Below are 14,650 nucleotides of genomic sequence, written 5' to 3' on the forward strand. Positions count from 1 at the left end.
ACGATCAGTAGGAAACCACAGCCCCAGGGGGGTCAGGCGCCGGTCGTCCAGCGCGTCCGGATCCGGTACGCCAAGCGTGGCCCGCTGCGGTTCACCTCGCACCGGGACTTCGCCCGGGCCTTCGAGCGGGCGCTGCGCCGGGCCGGTGTACCGGTCGCGTTCTCCCAGGGTTTCACCCCGCACCCGAAGATCTCGTACGCCAGTGCGGCGCCGACCGGGGTGGCGAGCGAGGCCGAATATCTGGAGATCGGCCTGCGTGAGCCGGTCGATCCGGAGCAGTTGCGGTTGGCGCTGGACGCGGCGCTCTCGCCCGGCCTCGACGTGCTCGACGCCGTGGTGGCCGGTGGCGCGAGCCTGCCCGACCGGATCGAGGCGTCCCGCTGGCGGATCGAGTTGCCGCAGTTGGATCCCGACGTGCTGGCCACGGCCGTGGCCGTCTTCACCGCCGCCGACGAGGTGCTGGTCGAACGGATGACCAAGCAGGGGCGACGCACCTTCGACGCACGCTCCCCAGTGGTCGACATCGATGTGATTGCCGGATCGGCGACGCCTTCCAAGGACCCGGCCGTACCGTGTGCGATACTCGAACTGGTCGTGCGGCAGGTCACCCCGTCCGTACGACCCGATGACGTCCTTTCCGGCTTCCGCGTGGTGGCCGGCCTGGAGCCGCCGGTGGCCCCGAAGGTGATCCGGCTGGCTCAGGGCACGCTGACCGCGCAGGGTGCGATCGTGGATCCGCTGGACGCGGACCGCGACGGGGCAACCATCGGCGGGCGCTGACCGACGGTCGGCGTCCAGGCAGGCAGACTTCGCCGACGCGCACCTCGTGCGCCCGGGGAAACACCTTTTGCGGCAACCCTGCGTGGCAGCGCTCACCCGCGCCCGGGGAAGCCAGAACTGGAGAACGTCCATGCTCGAGAACGAGCCCGAGGGCAGCGAACGGGCCGGCATCAATCCGGCCGACGAGAGCGCCGAGAGCAGCACCGCTGAGGCGACCGGTTCGCGTCCGCCGCAGGACGCGCCCGAATCCGGTCCGGTCGCCGACCCGCCGGAGGAGATCGCCGGTGCCGTGAGCGGCACCGCCGACCTGGGTGGCGCGACCAACGCCGAGCCGGCCCCCCGACGTCGGACCACCCGACGTCGGGCCACCTCGGTCAGCCAGCCGGAGCAGACCGACGCGCCGGTCGAGGCGTCCGGTGCCGCGGCGATAGGCAGTGGAGAGGCTCCCCAGGCCGAGGTGTTCGCCCCGGTTTCGGGTGACCTCGACCCGGCCGTGAAGACGCCGCGACGCCGCCGCAAGGCGACCACCGGGCAGAAGGCGGTCGAGGAGCCGTTGGCCGTGGCCGAGGCGGAGCCCACCGACAGCGACGTGGTGCCGCCGGTCAAGGTGACCCGTACCCGTCGCCGGAAGTCCGCGCCCGCGGCCGCCGAGCCACCGCCCGCGGCCGCCGAGCCACCGTCCGACGCCGTGATCGAGCCGTCCGACCAGGCCGAGCCGACGCAGCCCGCCGCCGACGCCGGTCTCGCACCGGCGGCCGGCACCGACTTCGGTTCCGCCGCGCTGCCCGCCGAGGGCACCGCCGATTCGGAGCAGGTGGCCGAGCCGGCCGAGACCACGGAGCCGGCGGGCCCGGACGCTGGGCCGGCCGAACCCGAGGGCCGCTCCCGCCGTCGCAGGGCCGCGTTCACCGCACCGACGGTGCTGTTCATGGCGCCGGAAGAGGTGCTCGCCGCCCGGGCTGCCGCCGCGCAGCCCACCGAGACGGAGCCCGCCGAGGAACCGGCCGAGCCGTCCCGGCGGCGGCGTCGGGGTCGGCGGGAGACCGAGCCGGTGGTGGAGGCCGAGACCGAGGAGGAACCCACCGCGGCGACCGAGGAGGTCGCCGAGGAGGACGACGACGACGAGGAGACCGCGGGCGGCCGGCGTCGCCGCCGTCGCGGTCGCCGGGGCCGGGGCCGGGGCAAGGGCGGCGTCGACGACGGCGAGGAGGCCGAGGAGGGCGAGACCGCGGAAGCCGCGCAGGCCGAGCCGGCCGAGTCGGAGACCGAGGCCGAGTCCGAGGAGGACGACGAGGCCGAGGGCGACGGGATGACCCGTCGTCGTCGGCGGCGGCGTCGCCGGGGGGCCGGTGACACCGACGGTGCCGCCGACGACGGTGTGCCCACCGTGGTGAAGATCAGGGAGCCACGCCGAACGGTCGACGAGGTGCAGGGCGTCTCCGGCTCGACCCGGCTGGAGGCCAAGCGGCAGCGCCGTCGGGACGGCCGCGAGCAGCGCCGTACCCGCCCGCCGATCCTCAGCGAGTCGGAGTTCCTGGCCCGCCGCGAGGCGGTCGACCGGGTCATGGCCGTACGCCAGCGTGGCGACCGGACCCAGATCGCCGTGCTGGAGGACGGCGTCCTGGTCGAGCATTACGTCACCCGCAGTTCGGCCGGCACGATGGCCGGAAACGTCTACCTCGGCAAGGTGCAGAACGTGCTGCCGAGCATGGAGGCGGCGTTCGTCGACATCGGCCGTGGCCGCAACGCGGTCCTGTACGCCGGCGAGGTCAACTGGGACACCACCGGCCTGGAGGGTAGGGCCCGCTCGATCGAGCAGGCGCTCAGGTCCGGTGATTCGGTGCTGGTCCAGGTCACCAAGGATCCGATCGGGCACAAGGGCGCCCGGTTGACCAGCCATATCGCGCTCTCCGGCCGGCACCTGGTCTACGTGCCCGGCGGCAACGCCTCCGGGATCAGCCGCAAGCTCCCGGACACCGAGCGCAAGCGGCTGCGTGACGTGCTGAAGAAGCTCGTGCCCGAAGGCGCCGGGGTGATCGTCCGGACCGCGGCCGAGGGCGCCAGTGAGGACGAACTGGCCCGGGACGTCAAGCGGCTCCAGGCGCAGTGGGAGGACATCCAGGCCAAGGCTGCCGAGGGCGGCGCGCCGGTGCTTCTCTATCAGGAGCCCGATCTCGTGATCAGGGTGGTCCGCGACCTGTTCAACGAGGATTTCCGCGAGCTGGTCATGGAGGGCGACGAGGCGTACGACATGGTCGAGTCGTACCTGTCGCACGTGTCGCCGGACCTGGTCGCCCGGTTGCGCCGGCACGTCGGCACCAAGGACATCTTCGCCGAGTACCGCATCGACGAGCAGATCCTCAAGGGGCTCGACCGCAAGGTCTTCCTGCCCTCCGGCGGGCACCTGGTGATCGACCGGACCGAGGCGATGACGGTGGTCGACGTGAACACCGGCAAGTACACCGGTGCCGGAGGCAACCTGGAGGAGACGGTCACCCGCAACAACCTGGAGGCGGCCGAGGAGATCGTCCGGCAGCTGCGGCTGCGGGACATCGGCGGCATCGTCGTGATCGACTTTATCGACATGGTGTTGGAGTCGAACCGCGAACTGGTGCTGCGCCGGCTGACCGAGTGCCTGGGGCGGGACCGCACCAAGCACCAGGTCACGGAGATCACCTCGCTGGGCCTGGTGCAGATGACCCGTAAGCGGATCGGCGCCGGACTGCTGGAGGCGTTCAGCGAGACCTGCGAGTGCTGCAAGGGGCGGGGTCTGGTCATCCACACCGAACCGGTGCCGGAGAAGCCACGCTCCGGTGGCGGGGACAAGGTCAAGGCGGTTGCCTCGGCGAGTGCCCCGGCTATCGAGCAACCGACTGCTTCGTCCCGGCGCCGCGCCCGTAAGGGCGCCGCCTCGGCGGAGCGGACCGTGGTGGAGGTCACCGAGACCGATACGACGAGCACCGCCGACGCGGACTTCCACGACACCATGGGCTACGACCTGTCGCGTTACGAGACGGACACTCCGGCCGCGCCGGACGTCGCCGACAGCCAGCAGGGCGAGGCGGCACGCCTCGCCGCCCCGGACGACCCGGACGCGCTCGGCGACACCGACGAGGAGGACGGCGGCGAGGGCGGCACCGGTCGGCGTCGTTCCCGCCGCGGGGGCGCGCGTCGCCGTACCCGGCCCTGACGGCGTCGGTAGGGGCAGCTCGGCCCGTCAGCGGGTAGACGAGGGTTCGACAGGTCCCGTCCGGTGGTGATGTCCGCCGGGCGGGACCGTCCCGTATGGTCGATGAGCGGTCGCCGCGGCCCGGCGGGGGTCTACTGCCCGTCCCCTGGGCATGCGAGGTAGGTGTGGCCGCCGGAGGAGGAGACGATGCGCCGACCGCTCGCCGTCGCCGTGGCCACGGCCGCGCTGCTCGTCGGCACCGCCTGCTCGGCCGAGCGGCCCGACGTGGGCGCACCGTCCGCCCCGGCCTCGACCCGCGCCGACGTCACCACCGGACCGGCGACGCCCACCCCGGGACCGGCGACGCCCACCCCGGAACAGCCGGTGGAGACCCCCGCTCCCGGGGCGGCAGGCGGAAACGCCCCAGAGGTCTGTGCCGCTGCCCAACAGGCCAGCGGTGACGCGGGGAAGAAGTACGTCGAGCAGCTCGCCGCGATGGTCACGGCGACCGGCGCGGGTGACACCGCCGACGCGCAGGCCGCCGGCCGGCGGGCCGAGGCGGCCCTGGCCGACTGGGAGAAGGCGCTCAGAGCGCAGGCGGCACGCGCCGACGACCAGCGGCTCAAGGAGCTGCTGACGGAGTTGTCGACCGAGGTCGGCCAGCTCGGCACCGACATCGAGGCGTTTGAGGGGACCGCGCTCGACCGGTTGCAACAGCGCCTCGACAAGCTCTGCGCCCGCTGACCGGCCCGGCCCGGTTTGGGCCGCGGCCCGACCATGGCGTACGCTAGCCTGCGGCGCGCTCTGGTGTGCCGAGTTCCCGCGTGCCCGCGCCGCCGTGCTTCTGCTGCCCGGCGAGTCGCCGTGGGGACGACCGACCGGCAACGGTGGGAAAAGACGTTAGCAGCCTCAACGACAGGGAGTCCGCCTCCGATGTACGCGATCGTCAAGACCGGCGGCAAGCAGTACAAGGTCGCCGAAGGCGACGTGATCGAGGTCGAGAAGCTCACCGGTGTCCCCGGTGACGCGGTGAAGCTCGCCGCGGTGCTCCTCGTCGACGGTGACGACCTGGTGACCGACGCGGCGAAGCTCGCTCAGGTCGAGGTGTCCGGCGAGATCGCCGCACACACCAAGGGCCCGAAGATTCGGATCCACAAGTTCAAGAACAAGACCGGCTACCACAAGCGCCAGGGTCACCGCCAGCCGTTGACCCAGGTCAAGGTGACCGGCATCTCCAGCGGGAAGTAGGTCGTCCTCCAATGGCTCACAAAAAGGGTGCGTCCAGCTCGCGTAACGGTCGTGACTCCGCGGCCCAGCGACTCGGCGTGAAGCGCTTCGGTGGTCAGGTCGTCAGCGCGGGTGAGATCCTCATCCGTCAGCGTGGCACCAAGTTCCACCCCGGTGACCTGGTCGGCCGTGGCGGAGACGACACGCTCTTCGCGCTGGCCGCTGGTGCGGTCCAGTTCGGCACCAGGCGCGGTCGCAAGACCGTCAGCATCGTGCCGCAGCAGTAGCTGTCCGGCGTAAGCGGGCCGTGGACCTGATGTCCCGGCCCGCTTCGCCATTTCTCGCGCAGGGCCGGACCCTGCTGGAAGGATTACGTCGTGACGACGTTCGTTGACCGGGTCGTCCTGCATCTGCAGGCCGGCGACGGCGGGCACGGCTGTGTCTCGATCCACCGGGAGAAGTTCAAGCCGTTCGGCGGCCCGGACGGGGGCAACGGCGGGCACGGTGGCAGCGTCTCCCTGGTGGTCGACCCGCAGGTGCACACGCTGCTCGACTTTCACTTCCGGCCGCACGTCAAAGCGGAGAACGGGCGGGGCGGCGCGGGATCGAACCGGGACGGCGGCAACGGTGCCGACCTGGTGCTCAAGGTGCCTGACGGCACGGTGGTGCAGACCAGCGACGGCACCGTGCTGGCCGACATGGTCGGCGCCGGCACCACCTTCGAGGTGGCCCGGGGCGGTCGCGGTGGCCGGGGCAACGCGTCGCTGGCCAACGCGCGCCGCAAGGCACCCGGCTTCGCCGAGCTGGGTGAGCCGGGCGAGCAAATGGACGTGGTGCTGGAGCTCAAGAGTGTCGCCGACGTCGGCCTGGTGGGGTTCCCGTCAGCCGGTAAGTCGTCCCTGATCTCGGTGATCTCGGCCGCCAAGCCCAAGATCGCCGACTATCCGTTCACCACACTGGTGCCGAATCTCGGCGTCGTCCGGCTCGACAACCACACCTTCACCGTCGCCGACGTGCCGGGGCTGATTCCGGGCGCGGCCACCGGCAAGGGGTTGGGGCTGGAGTTCCTTCGGCACGTCGAGCGCTGCGCCGTGCTGGTGCACGTCATCGACACCGCCACCCTGGAGCCGGGACGGGACCCGCTGGCCGACATCGACACCATCGAGGCGGAGCTGACCGAGTACGGCGGACTGGCCGACCGGCCCCGGCTGGTCGCGCTGAACAAGGTCGACGTGCCGGACGGCCGCGATCTCGCCGAGATCGTCCGGCCCGACCTGGAGACGCGTGGTCTGCGGGTCTTCGAGGTCTCCGCAGCCACCAGGGAAGGGCTCAAGGAACTCACGTACGCGATGGCGGCACTGGTGGAACAGTCGCGGTCGGCGGCACCACCGGCCGAGCCGACGCGGATCGTGATCCGGCCGAAGGCGGTCGACGACGCCGGCTTCACCATCGAGGCCGAGGACGACGGCTCGTACACGGTGCGTGGTGTCCGCCCGGAGCGCTGGGTGCGTCAGACGAACTTCGACAACGACGAGGCCGTCGGCTACCTCGCCGACCGGCTGGCCCGTCTCGGCGTCGAGGAGCAGTTGGCCAAGGCCGGCGCCCAGCCCGGTGACCTGGTTCGCATCGGCGAGCGGGAGTTCGACTGGCAGCCCACCCTCTACGCCGGCGCGGAGTTCGTCCCGGGCGCCCGGGGCCGTGACGTCCGGCTGGAGGAGAGGCCGACCCGGGCCAGTGCGGCCGAGCGGCTGGCGGCCCGCAAGGCACGCCGGCAGCGACCGGCCGACGAGGCCGAGCCGGCGCCCGCCGGCAGGGATGACGCCGAATAGCCTGATGCGCTCCGAAATGGGGACGACTGTTGGAAACCCTGACGAAATTTCGTCACCCTAGCGTGGAGTGATGCTGATCCAGTCCCGCCCGTTGGCGGATCCGGAGGTCGCCGCCCTTGCCGCGGCCGAGCAGCGCGAGCTGCGTGAGTTCGCGGGCGGTGCCGCCGGGCGGGACATCGGTACGTACGGTGACACCTGCTGGCTGACGGCCGTGCTTGCCGGCCGGGCGGTGGCGTACGGCGGGATCCAGGTCCGTGACGACGACACCGGCGAGTTGGAGCATCTGTACGTGCGCCCCGCCTACCGGCGTCGCGGGGTCGGCCGCCAACTGCTCGCCGCGCTGGAGGAACTGGCGTACCAGCGGGGGCACTCGCTCGTCCGGGTGGAGGCCGGGCCGTACCTGCCGACGGCGGTGACGTTCCTCCGGGCCTGCGGGTACGAGCCGATTACCGGAGACGGTGGGCCTGATGGCGGGCTGTATCGCAGGTGCTTCGCCAAGCGGCTGCCGGTACCGGCCTGAGCCTGGATCAGCGTTCCGGCCTGAGCCTGGATCAGAGGCGGTCGAGCGGTTGGTCCAGCCGGCCAGTGGTACCGAACCGGTCGGACAGCAGCAGGCCAAGGGCCAGCATGCTGAGGCCGAGCGCCAGATGCAACCAGTCACCGGGACCATTCGCCGGCATCCAGTTGGCGGCGCTCTCGTCCGCCGTTGCCAGGCCGTAGATCCAGAACAGGAGATACAGCGCGCCGCCGACAGTCAGGAAGATTCGCGCCCCGGTCAGCCGCCGCGCCAGCACCAGGCCGATCAGACCGACGAGGACGAACACCAGGTTGCGTAGCACGGACACCTGGAACAGGCCGAACAGCTCAGCCCGACTACGGTGTCCAGCGAAAGTCATCTCGTGGTAGCCCGTGGTGACACCCGGAACGAAACCGAGTAGACCGAGCAGGAGGAGAAAGCCCGACACGATCATGGCGGCGAGCTGGACCTGGGTCCGTACGGGCCGCTGGCTGGACCGATGTGTCATCGCTGTCACCTCCAAGGATGTGCGGGACGCCCAGCCTGGCCGTGGCCGGTTCCTGTCCTCAGGACGCCGACTTTCCTCCAATCCTCTGAGGGAAACCGGTGTTTCCGCAGAAGAACGGCCAATCGGTCACAGCTGGGTCGGGCTCAGCGGGCGCGCCGCACGGCGGTGACCACGAAGCCGCTGCCGGGCAGTGCCGGCATCCGGCTCAGGTCCACCGCGAGATCCTGCGGCGGTACGTCGTAGCGGACGACCTCGGTCAGCAGCGCCACCGTCCGCTTCATCAACTCGATGGTGACCCATTCCCCGGCGTAGCGGTGTCCGGTGAGATGGTCTCCGCCGCCCTGCGGTATGAGTGTGAACGGGTCACCCGGCCCAGCCGGCGAAGCGCTCCGGCCACAACCGCTCCGGCTCCGGCCACAGCAAGGGGTGATGACATCAACGGGCGGCAGCGCGGCCGGTCCGGTCCGGTAGCGGAGCTGCTGGCCCCTCCCAGGCTCGGGGAAGCCTGGTTAGCTGAATCCGGCGGCGTCGTCGACCTGCCCCGGCGGTGATCCGGCCGCCGGGCCGGGTCGGTGGGTGCGTCGTCGATCAGGGGTTCGGCGGGTCACGGGGAGGACGGATGCGAAACAACCGTGCGGCGTACTGGCGCCGGTGGCAAGCCGGGGCGGCCGGCAGGGACCTGCCACCGCTGGTGGGGCCGCCACGCCGGCCGTCCCGGCCCGACCGCCACTTCACCGTGCATCTCGGCTTCACCGCTGCCGATCTTGTCGCCGCCCGTGAGGTGGCCGTCGGGTACGCCGAGGCGTTGAGCGTGCTCCGGCCCGAGTTGGCGATCGGTGCCTGCGCGTTGTCGCCGGCCGATGCCTGGCACCGTGCGGAGCGGCTGTTCTGCGGTGCCCTCGGGCCGGACGCCGAACGTTGTGTCGATGTCGCCGGCCATGCCGGTTTCCATCACGCGCCCGGTCCCGGTGGCCTCGGCTGGGGCGATGGTGACTAGGCCGGGGACGCCGCCGGTGGTCGTCGGTGCCGGCGGCCTCCCGTGAACGTCTCCGGGGCACCGCATCCCCGCTCAGTCCAGATCGAACTCGCCGTCCTGAGCACCCGCGACGAAGGCATCCCACTCGGCCTGAGTGAACACCAGCACCGCGCCGTCCGGCTCGGCGGAGTTGCGCATGCCGATGAGATCGTCGACGAAGGCGACCTCCACTGCGGCCTCCGAGGTGTCGCCCTCGGCCCGTTGCCAGACCGCCCGGGAGAGGTCGAAGTCGCCCTTGGGGTGCGCTGTCATGGTCCCGTCCCTCCAGTACCAGGGGAAATGGGGAAGCCGGTTCGTTCCCTCATCGGGCAGGATAAGCGGATGCCGAGCCTGAGCCGTGCAGAGGCGACCGCGCGTGGCGCGTCGATCACCGTCGAGTCCTACCAGGTGGACCTCGACCTCACCGGGGGCGGTGAATGCTTCCGGTCCCACGTCACGATCCGGTTCCGGGCCACCGGCACCGACACCTTCGCCGAGGTCAAGCCGGCGAAACTGCTGGCGGTACGCCTCAACGGCACCGATCTCGATCCCGCGACGCTGGACGACAACCGGCTGCCGCTGACCGGCCTGGCGGCGCAGAACACGCTGACCGTCGAGGCCGAGATGGCGTACACGAACACCGGCGAGGGGATGCACCGCTTCGTCGACCCCGCCGACGGTGAGACCTACCTGTACGTCATGTCGTTCCTGGACGATGTGCAGCGGGTCTTCGCTGCCTTCGACCAGCCGGACCTGAAGGCGCCGGTCACGTTGTCGGTGAGCGCGCCGGAGCACTGGACGGTGGCGGCCAACGCGGAACTGGCGGGCGACCCGGCGCCGGGTCGCTGGGAGTTCGCCCCCACCCTGCCGATCGCGACGTACTTCTTCACTCTGGTCGCCGGCCCCTGGCACGTACGCCGGGACACCCACGACGGGATTCCGCTGGGTGTGTACTGCCGGCGTTCGCTCGCCGCGCATCTCGACGCCGACGCGGCTGAGATCTTCACCGTCACGAAGCAGTGCCTCGACCGGTTCCATCAGCTGTTCGACGAGCGCTACCCGTTCGGCAAGTACGACCAGGCGTTCGTACCCGAGTTCAACGCCGGCGCCATGGAGAATCCGGGCCTGGTCACCTTCCGCGACGACTACGTGTTCCGCTCGGCGGTCACTGACAGCCAGCGCGAGCTGCGCGCCACCACGATCGCCCACGAGATGGCGCACATGTGGTTCGGCGACCTGGTCACCATGCGTTGGTGGGACGATCTGTGGCTGAACGAATCGTTCGCGGAATATCTGGGCGCCCGGGTCACCGCCGAGGCGACCCGGTTCGACCGGGCCTGGACGACTTTCGCGCTGCGCCGCAAGGCGTGGGGATACGCCGCCGACCAGCGCCCCTCCACCCATCCGGTGGCACCCGAGCGGGTCGCCGACGCCGCCGAGGGGCTGCTCAACTTCGACGGCATCTCGTACGCCAAGGGGGCCAGTGTGCTGCGGCAGCTGGTGGCGTGGCTCGGTGACGAGGCGTTCCTGGCCGGCCTCAACGATCATTTCACCCGGCACCGCTTCGGCAACGCCACCCTCGCCGATCTGCTCGAGAGCCTGGCCGCCAGCAGTGGGCGGGAGCTGACCGACTGGGCGGAGTCCTGGCTGCGGACCGCGCAGGTCAACACGCTGCGAGCCGAGGTGGCGGTGGACGCCGACGGCCGGTACGACGAGGTCGTGATCGCCCAGACCGCGCCGCCGACGCACCCGGTGCTGCGCCCGCACCGGATCGGCGTGGGCCGGTACGCCGCGGACGGCACCGCCGAGCGATTCGAGGTCGACCTCGATCCCAAGACCGACGACGGCCGTACCCGGCTCGTCGGGTTGGCCGGGGAGCCGGCGGCAGCGGTTCTGCTGCCCAACGACGGCGACCTCACCTTCGCCAAGATCCGTCTCGACGCCGCGTCGGCCGATGCGGTACCACTGCTGCTGCCCCGCCTGACCGACCCGCTGGCCCGCGCCCTGCTCTGGGGCGAGGCACTGGACGCGGCGACCGACGGAGAACGGCCGGTCACCGGTCTGGTCGACCTGATCGTCGCGGCACTGCCCACCGAGACACAAGTGATCATCGTCGAGGACGTGCTGACGATGAGTCGCATGCTGATCGACCGCTATCTCGACCCGCTGGCCCGACAGTCCGCTCTGGCCCGGGTCGCGGAGTCCTGCCGGCGGTTGCTCGACGGCGCCACCCCGGGAGAGTCGTTGCAACTGGCCGCCGCCCGGGGGCTGATCGCCGCGAGCACCGATGCCGAGCTGCTCACCGGATGGCTGGCCGGCCGGGCCGTACCCGCCGGGTTGGCCGTGGACGCCGAACTGCGGTGGGCACTGCTCGGCCGGCTGGTGGTGCTCGGTGCCGCCGGAGCGGCCGAGATCGAGGCCGAGGCGGCGGCCGACCCGAGCGCCACCGGTGCCGAGCGGGCCGCCCGGTGCCGGGCCGCCCTGCCCGATCCCGCTGCCAAGCAGGCCGCATGGAACATCATCGTGTCGAACAGGGAATTATCGAATCGGCTGGTCGAGGCGACGGCAGAGGGCTTCTGGCAGCCCGAGCAGGCGGAGTTGACCAGCGCCTACGTGGCCAGCTACTTCGCCGACATGCCGGCCGCCGCGCAGCTGCGTACGCCCTGGGTGGCCGACGAGGTCGCCAAGCTGGCCTTCCCCCGCCACGCGGTGTCCCAGCCCACCCGGGATGCGGCCGCGGCGTTGCTGGCCCGCGAGGACCTCACGCCGGGGCTGCGTCGCGTGGTCACCGACGCCGACGACGACCTGCGCCGCGCCCTGGTGGCGCGCACGGCGGTGGCCGCCACGAGCGCGTGACGAACGTGGCCGGCCCGGAGGGTCACGGCCCGGCCCGGCCACGGTCGTGTACGCCCTAAGATCATGGGGTGGAGGAAGATATCCGGCGGATCGGCATCATGGGCGGGACGTTCGATCCGATCCATCACGGGCACCTCGTGGCCGCGAGCGAGGTGGCGGACCGGTTCGGACTCGACGAAGTGATCTTCGTACCGACCGGGCAGCCGTGGCAGAAGGCCGACGTCCCGGTCAGCTCGGCCGAGGATCGTTACCTGATGACCGTGATTGCCACGGCGTCCAATCCCCGGTTCCAGGTCAGCCGGGTCGACATCGATCGGGGTGGGCCCACCTACACCGTCGACACGCTGCGTGACCTGCGTGCCCAGTACGGTGCCAAGGCGCAGCTGTTCTTCATCACCGGCGCGGACGCGCTGGAGCGGATCCTGAGCTGGAAGGACCTCGGCGAGATCTTCGAGCTGGCTCACTTTGTCGGGGTCACCCGGCCGGGTTTCGAGCTGACCGCCGCGCACGTGCCCGCCGACACGGTCAGCTTGGTGCAGGTGCCGGCCATGGCGATCTCGTCCACCGACTGCCGGGCGCGGGTCGCCCGGGGGGAGCCGGTCTGGTATCTGGTGCCGGACGGTGTGGTGCAGTACATCGCGAAACGGTGCCTGTATCGGGAGTGATTCGACCGTTTCATGCCGCTTTCCGGCTGAAACTGGCGAGTCGAGAATCCGGGCCGTGTGAGAGGCTGGAATCATCGCACGGTTGATCGAAGGAGAACGGTGACAGTTTCCGAACGCGCTCACGAGCTGGCGATCGTCGCCGCCCAGGCCGCGGCCGACAAGAAGGCTCAGGACATCGTCATCATCGACGTGGGTGACCAACTCGCCATCACCGACGCGTTCCTGCTCGCCGCGGCCCCGAGCGAGCGCCAGGTGCTGGCCATCGTCGACGCCATCGAGGAGGCCCTGCTCGACCTGCCGGAGAAGGCGAAGCCGGTGCGGCGGGAGGGCGAGCGCGGCGGCCGTTGGGTGCTGCTCGACTACGTCGACGTCGTGGTGCACGTGCAGCACACCGAGGAGCGGGAGTTCTACGCCCTCGACCGGCTCTGGAAGGACTGCCCGACCATTCCGTTCGTCGACCGGGACCTCGCCCGGGCAGAGTCCGCCGCCGGATCGGGCGAGTGACCCGGCTGATCATCTGGCGGCACGGCAACACCGACTGGAACGCCGCCAGCAGGGTGCAGGGACAGACCGACATACCGCTGAACGACCTCGGCCGGGAACAGGCGCGCAGGGCCGCGCCGCTGCTGGCCGCGCTGCGCCCGGATGCCCTGGTCGCCAGCGACCTGAGCCGCGCCGCGGACACCGCCGCCGCGCTGTCCGCGTTGACCGGCCTGCCGGTACGCTCCGACGCCCGCCTGCGGGAGCGGCATTTCGGCAGCTGGCAGGGGCTGCTGCTGGCCGAGGTGGCGGAGCGGTTCCCCGCAGAGTACGCCCGCTGGCGGGCCGGGGATCCCGACCCGGGAGCGGACGTCGAACCGTTGGACGAGTTGGGCAAACGTATCGGCACCGCGTTGCAGGAGGCCGCCGACCAACTGCCCGGGGGCACCGTGGTGATCGCCACCCACGGCGGCGCCGCACGTCAGGGCTGCGGCCACCTGCTCGGCTGGGAGCACGCCGTGCTACGTGCCGTCGGCTCGCTGCGCAACTGCCACTGGACGGAACTGCGCCACGACGTCGAGCGCGGGTGGCACCTGCGCGCCCACAACGTCGGCCCGATGGAGGTCCGCACCGCCGCGACCGACACTCCCGCGACCGGCATCCCGGTCTCCGCCGAGCCGGTCTGAGCGGGCGCGGTCAGGCAACCGCCCAGCCTGATCCGCTACGGTGCCCGCATGCCAGTCGCGGTCGTCACCGACTCCACCGCCTACCTTCCACCCGAGATGTCGCGGAAGCACGCGCTGACCGTGGTGCCGCTGACCGTCGTGCTGGCCGGCGTGGAAGGGCTGGAGGGCGTCGAGACCTTCCCGGCGGACGCCACCCGGGCGCTGCGCGCGCGGCGGGTGTCGGTGAGCACCTCCCGCCCGTCGCCCGAGCAGTTCGGCCGCACGTACCGGGAGCTGCTGGCGGCCGGGGCGGAGGGCATCGTCTCGGTGCACCTGTCGGCCGGACTCTCCGGCACGGTCGAGGCCGCCGAGTTGGCCGCCGCGGAACTGGGCGACCGGGTCAGCGTGGTCGACAGCCGCTCCTGCGGGATGGGTCTCGGTTTCCCGGCCATCGCGGCGGCCCGGGCCGCCGTGCGGGGTGTCGACCTGGCCGGCGTACGGGCTGCGGCAGCAGCCGCCGTCGATCGCACCAGCATCCACTTCTACGTGGACACACTGGAGTTCCTTCGTCGTGGCGGGCGGATCAACGCGGCGGAGGCGTTGCTCGGCACCGCACTGTCGGTCAAGCCCATCCTGCACATGCCCGAGGGACGCATCGTGCTGCGGGACAAGGTCCGCACCGCCAGTCGGGGCATGGCGCGGCTGGCGGACCTCGCCGTCGAGGCGGCCGGCGACGGGCCGGTGGACCTGGCCGTCCACCACCTCGACGCGCCGCAGCGGGCCGAGGAACTCCTCGACACACTGACCGTTCGGCTCGGCGACCGGCTGCGTGCGGCGTACGTCTCCGAGGCCGGTGCTGCCGTCGCGGTGCACGTCGGGCCCGGTCTGGCCTGCGTGGTGGTCCACCGTGGGCCGGACACCGCCGACTGACCTGTTCGC

Annotated in this window: 16 protein-coding genes; 13 read left to right on the plus strand and 3 right to left on the minus strand. The window is 71.4% G+C overall.

Annotated elements, in window-relative coordinates:
- Positions 1–60: 60 nt before the first annotated feature.
- The 7 genes from AC2CHE_RS11925 to AC2CHE_RS11955 all read left to right on the plus strand — a co-directional run bounded on the left by AC2CHE_RS11925 (position 61) and on the right by AC2CHE_RS11955 (position 7,525).
- A complete protein-coding gene (locus AC2CHE_RS11925) occupies positions 61–780 on the plus strand; it encodes a TIGR03936 family radical SAM-associated protein (RefSeq protein WP_484505027.1) in 720 nt (239 codons plus the stop codon).
- A 130-nt stretch (positions 781–910) separates the two neighbouring features.
- Positions 911–3,970, plus strand: a complete 3,060-nt coding sequence (locus AC2CHE_RS11930; RefSeq protein ID WP_484504970.1) for an Rne/Rng family ribonuclease — start codon at positions 911–913, stop codon at positions 3,968–3,970.
- 186 nt (positions 3,971–4,156) lie between these two features.
- Positions 4,157–4,693 carry a hypothetical protein gene (locus AC2CHE_RS11935; RefSeq protein WP_484504971.1) on the plus strand — a complete coding sequence of 179 codons (537 nt, stop codon included), beginning with the start codon at positions 4,157–4,159 and terminating at the stop codon, positions 4,691–4,693.
- Positions 4,694–4,882: 189 nt separating this feature from the next.
- On the plus strand, positions 4,883–5,197 hold the full coding sequence (gene rplU / locus AC2CHE_RS11940) for a 50S ribosomal protein L21 (RefSeq protein WP_169597712.1): 315 nt from the start codon (positions 4,883–4,885) through the stop codon (positions 5,195–5,197).
- Between the two features lie 11 nt (positions 5,198–5,208).
- Entirely contained in the window at positions 5,209–5,463 is a 255-nt protein-coding gene (gene rpmA, locus AC2CHE_RS11945) for a 50S ribosomal protein L27 (RefSeq protein WP_091197044.1), read from the plus strand.
- Positions 5,464–5,553: 90 nt separating this feature from the next.
- The gene (gene obgE, locus AC2CHE_RS11950) at positions 5,554–7,005 is read left to right on the plus strand and encodes a GTPase ObgE (protein WP_484504972.1); all 1,452 of its coding nucleotides are present in this window, start codon (positions 5,554–5,556) and stop codon (positions 7,003–7,005) included.
- A gap of 70 nt (positions 7,006–7,075) precedes the next feature.
- Positions 7,076–7,525 carry a GNAT family N-acetyltransferase gene (locus AC2CHE_RS11955; RefSeq protein ID WP_484504973.1) on the plus strand — a complete coding sequence of 150 codons (450 nt, stop codon included), beginning with the start codon at positions 7,076–7,078 and terminating at the stop codon, positions 7,523–7,525.
- A gap of 31 nt (positions 7,526–7,556) precedes the next feature.
- Here the strand turns inward: AC2CHE_RS11955 and AC2CHE_RS11960 are convergent, their stop codons facing one another.
- Entirely contained in the window at positions 7,557–8,030 is a 474-nt protein-coding gene (locus AC2CHE_RS11960; RefSeq protein WP_484504974.1) for a DUF4383 domain-containing protein, read from the minus strand.
- Between the two features lie 143 nt (positions 8,031–8,173).
- Positions 8,174–8,311 carry a hypothetical protein gene (locus AC2CHE_RS11965; RefSeq protein ID WP_484504975.1) on the minus strand — a complete coding sequence of 46 codons (138 nt, stop codon included), beginning with the start codon at positions 8,309–8,311 and terminating at the stop codon, positions 8,174–8,176.
- A 338-nt stretch (positions 8,312–8,649) separates the two neighbouring features.
- On the opposite strand from AC2CHE_RS11965, the gene AC2CHE_RS11970 reads away from it, so the two are divergent.
- A complete protein-coding gene (locus AC2CHE_RS11970) occupies positions 8,650–9,027 on the plus strand; it encodes a hypothetical protein (protein ID WP_484504976.1) in 378 nt (125 codons plus the stop codon).
- A 72-nt stretch (positions 9,028–9,099) separates the two neighbouring features.
- Here AC2CHE_RS11970 and AC2CHE_RS11975 read toward each other — a convergent pair whose 3' ends face one another.
- Complete coding sequence (locus tag AC2CHE_RS11975; RefSeq protein WP_484504977.1) at positions 9,100–9,318, minus strand: DUF397 domain-containing protein; 219 nt, start codon at positions 9,316–9,318, stop codon at positions 9,100–9,102.
- Positions 9,319–9,387: 69 nt separating this feature from the next.
- On the opposite strand from AC2CHE_RS11975, the gene pepN reads away from it, so the two are divergent.
- The 5 genes from pepN to AC2CHE_RS12000 all read left to right on the plus strand — a co-directional run bounded on the left by pepN (position 9,388) and on the right by AC2CHE_RS12000 (position 14,641).
- On the plus strand, positions 9,388–11,901 hold the full coding sequence (gene pepN / locus AC2CHE_RS11980) for an aminopeptidase N (RefSeq protein ID WP_484504978.1): 2,514 nt from the start codon (positions 9,388–9,390) through the stop codon (positions 11,899–11,901).
- A gap of 68 nt (positions 11,902–11,969) precedes the next feature.
- Positions 11,970–12,566 (plus strand): nicotinate-nucleotide adenylyltransferase, encoded by a 597-nt coding sequence (gene nadD, locus AC2CHE_RS11985; RefSeq protein WP_484504979.1) that lies wholly within the window; start codon positions 11,970–11,972, stop codon positions 12,564–12,566.
- Between the two features lie 99 nt (positions 12,567–12,665).
- A complete protein-coding gene (gene rsfS, locus AC2CHE_RS11990; protein WP_484504980.1) occupies positions 12,666–13,070 on the plus strand; it encodes a ribosome silencing factor in 405 nt (134 codons plus the stop codon).
- A complete protein-coding gene (locus tag AC2CHE_RS11995; protein ID WP_484504981.1) occupies positions 13,067–13,732 on the plus strand; it encodes a histidine phosphatase family protein in 666 nt (221 codons plus the stop codon). The genes rsfS and AC2CHE_RS11995 overlap by 4 nt, the downstream gene beginning before the upstream one ends.
- Positions 13,733–13,780: 48 nt before the next feature.
- A complete protein-coding gene (locus AC2CHE_RS12000) occupies positions 13,781–14,641 on the plus strand; it encodes a DegV family protein (RefSeq protein ID WP_484504982.1) in 861 nt (286 codons plus the stop codon).
- The last annotated feature ends 9 nt before the right edge of the window (positions 14,642–14,650 follow it).

The sequence above is a fragment of the Micromonospora sp. ATLC16 genome (assembly GCF_057196645.1).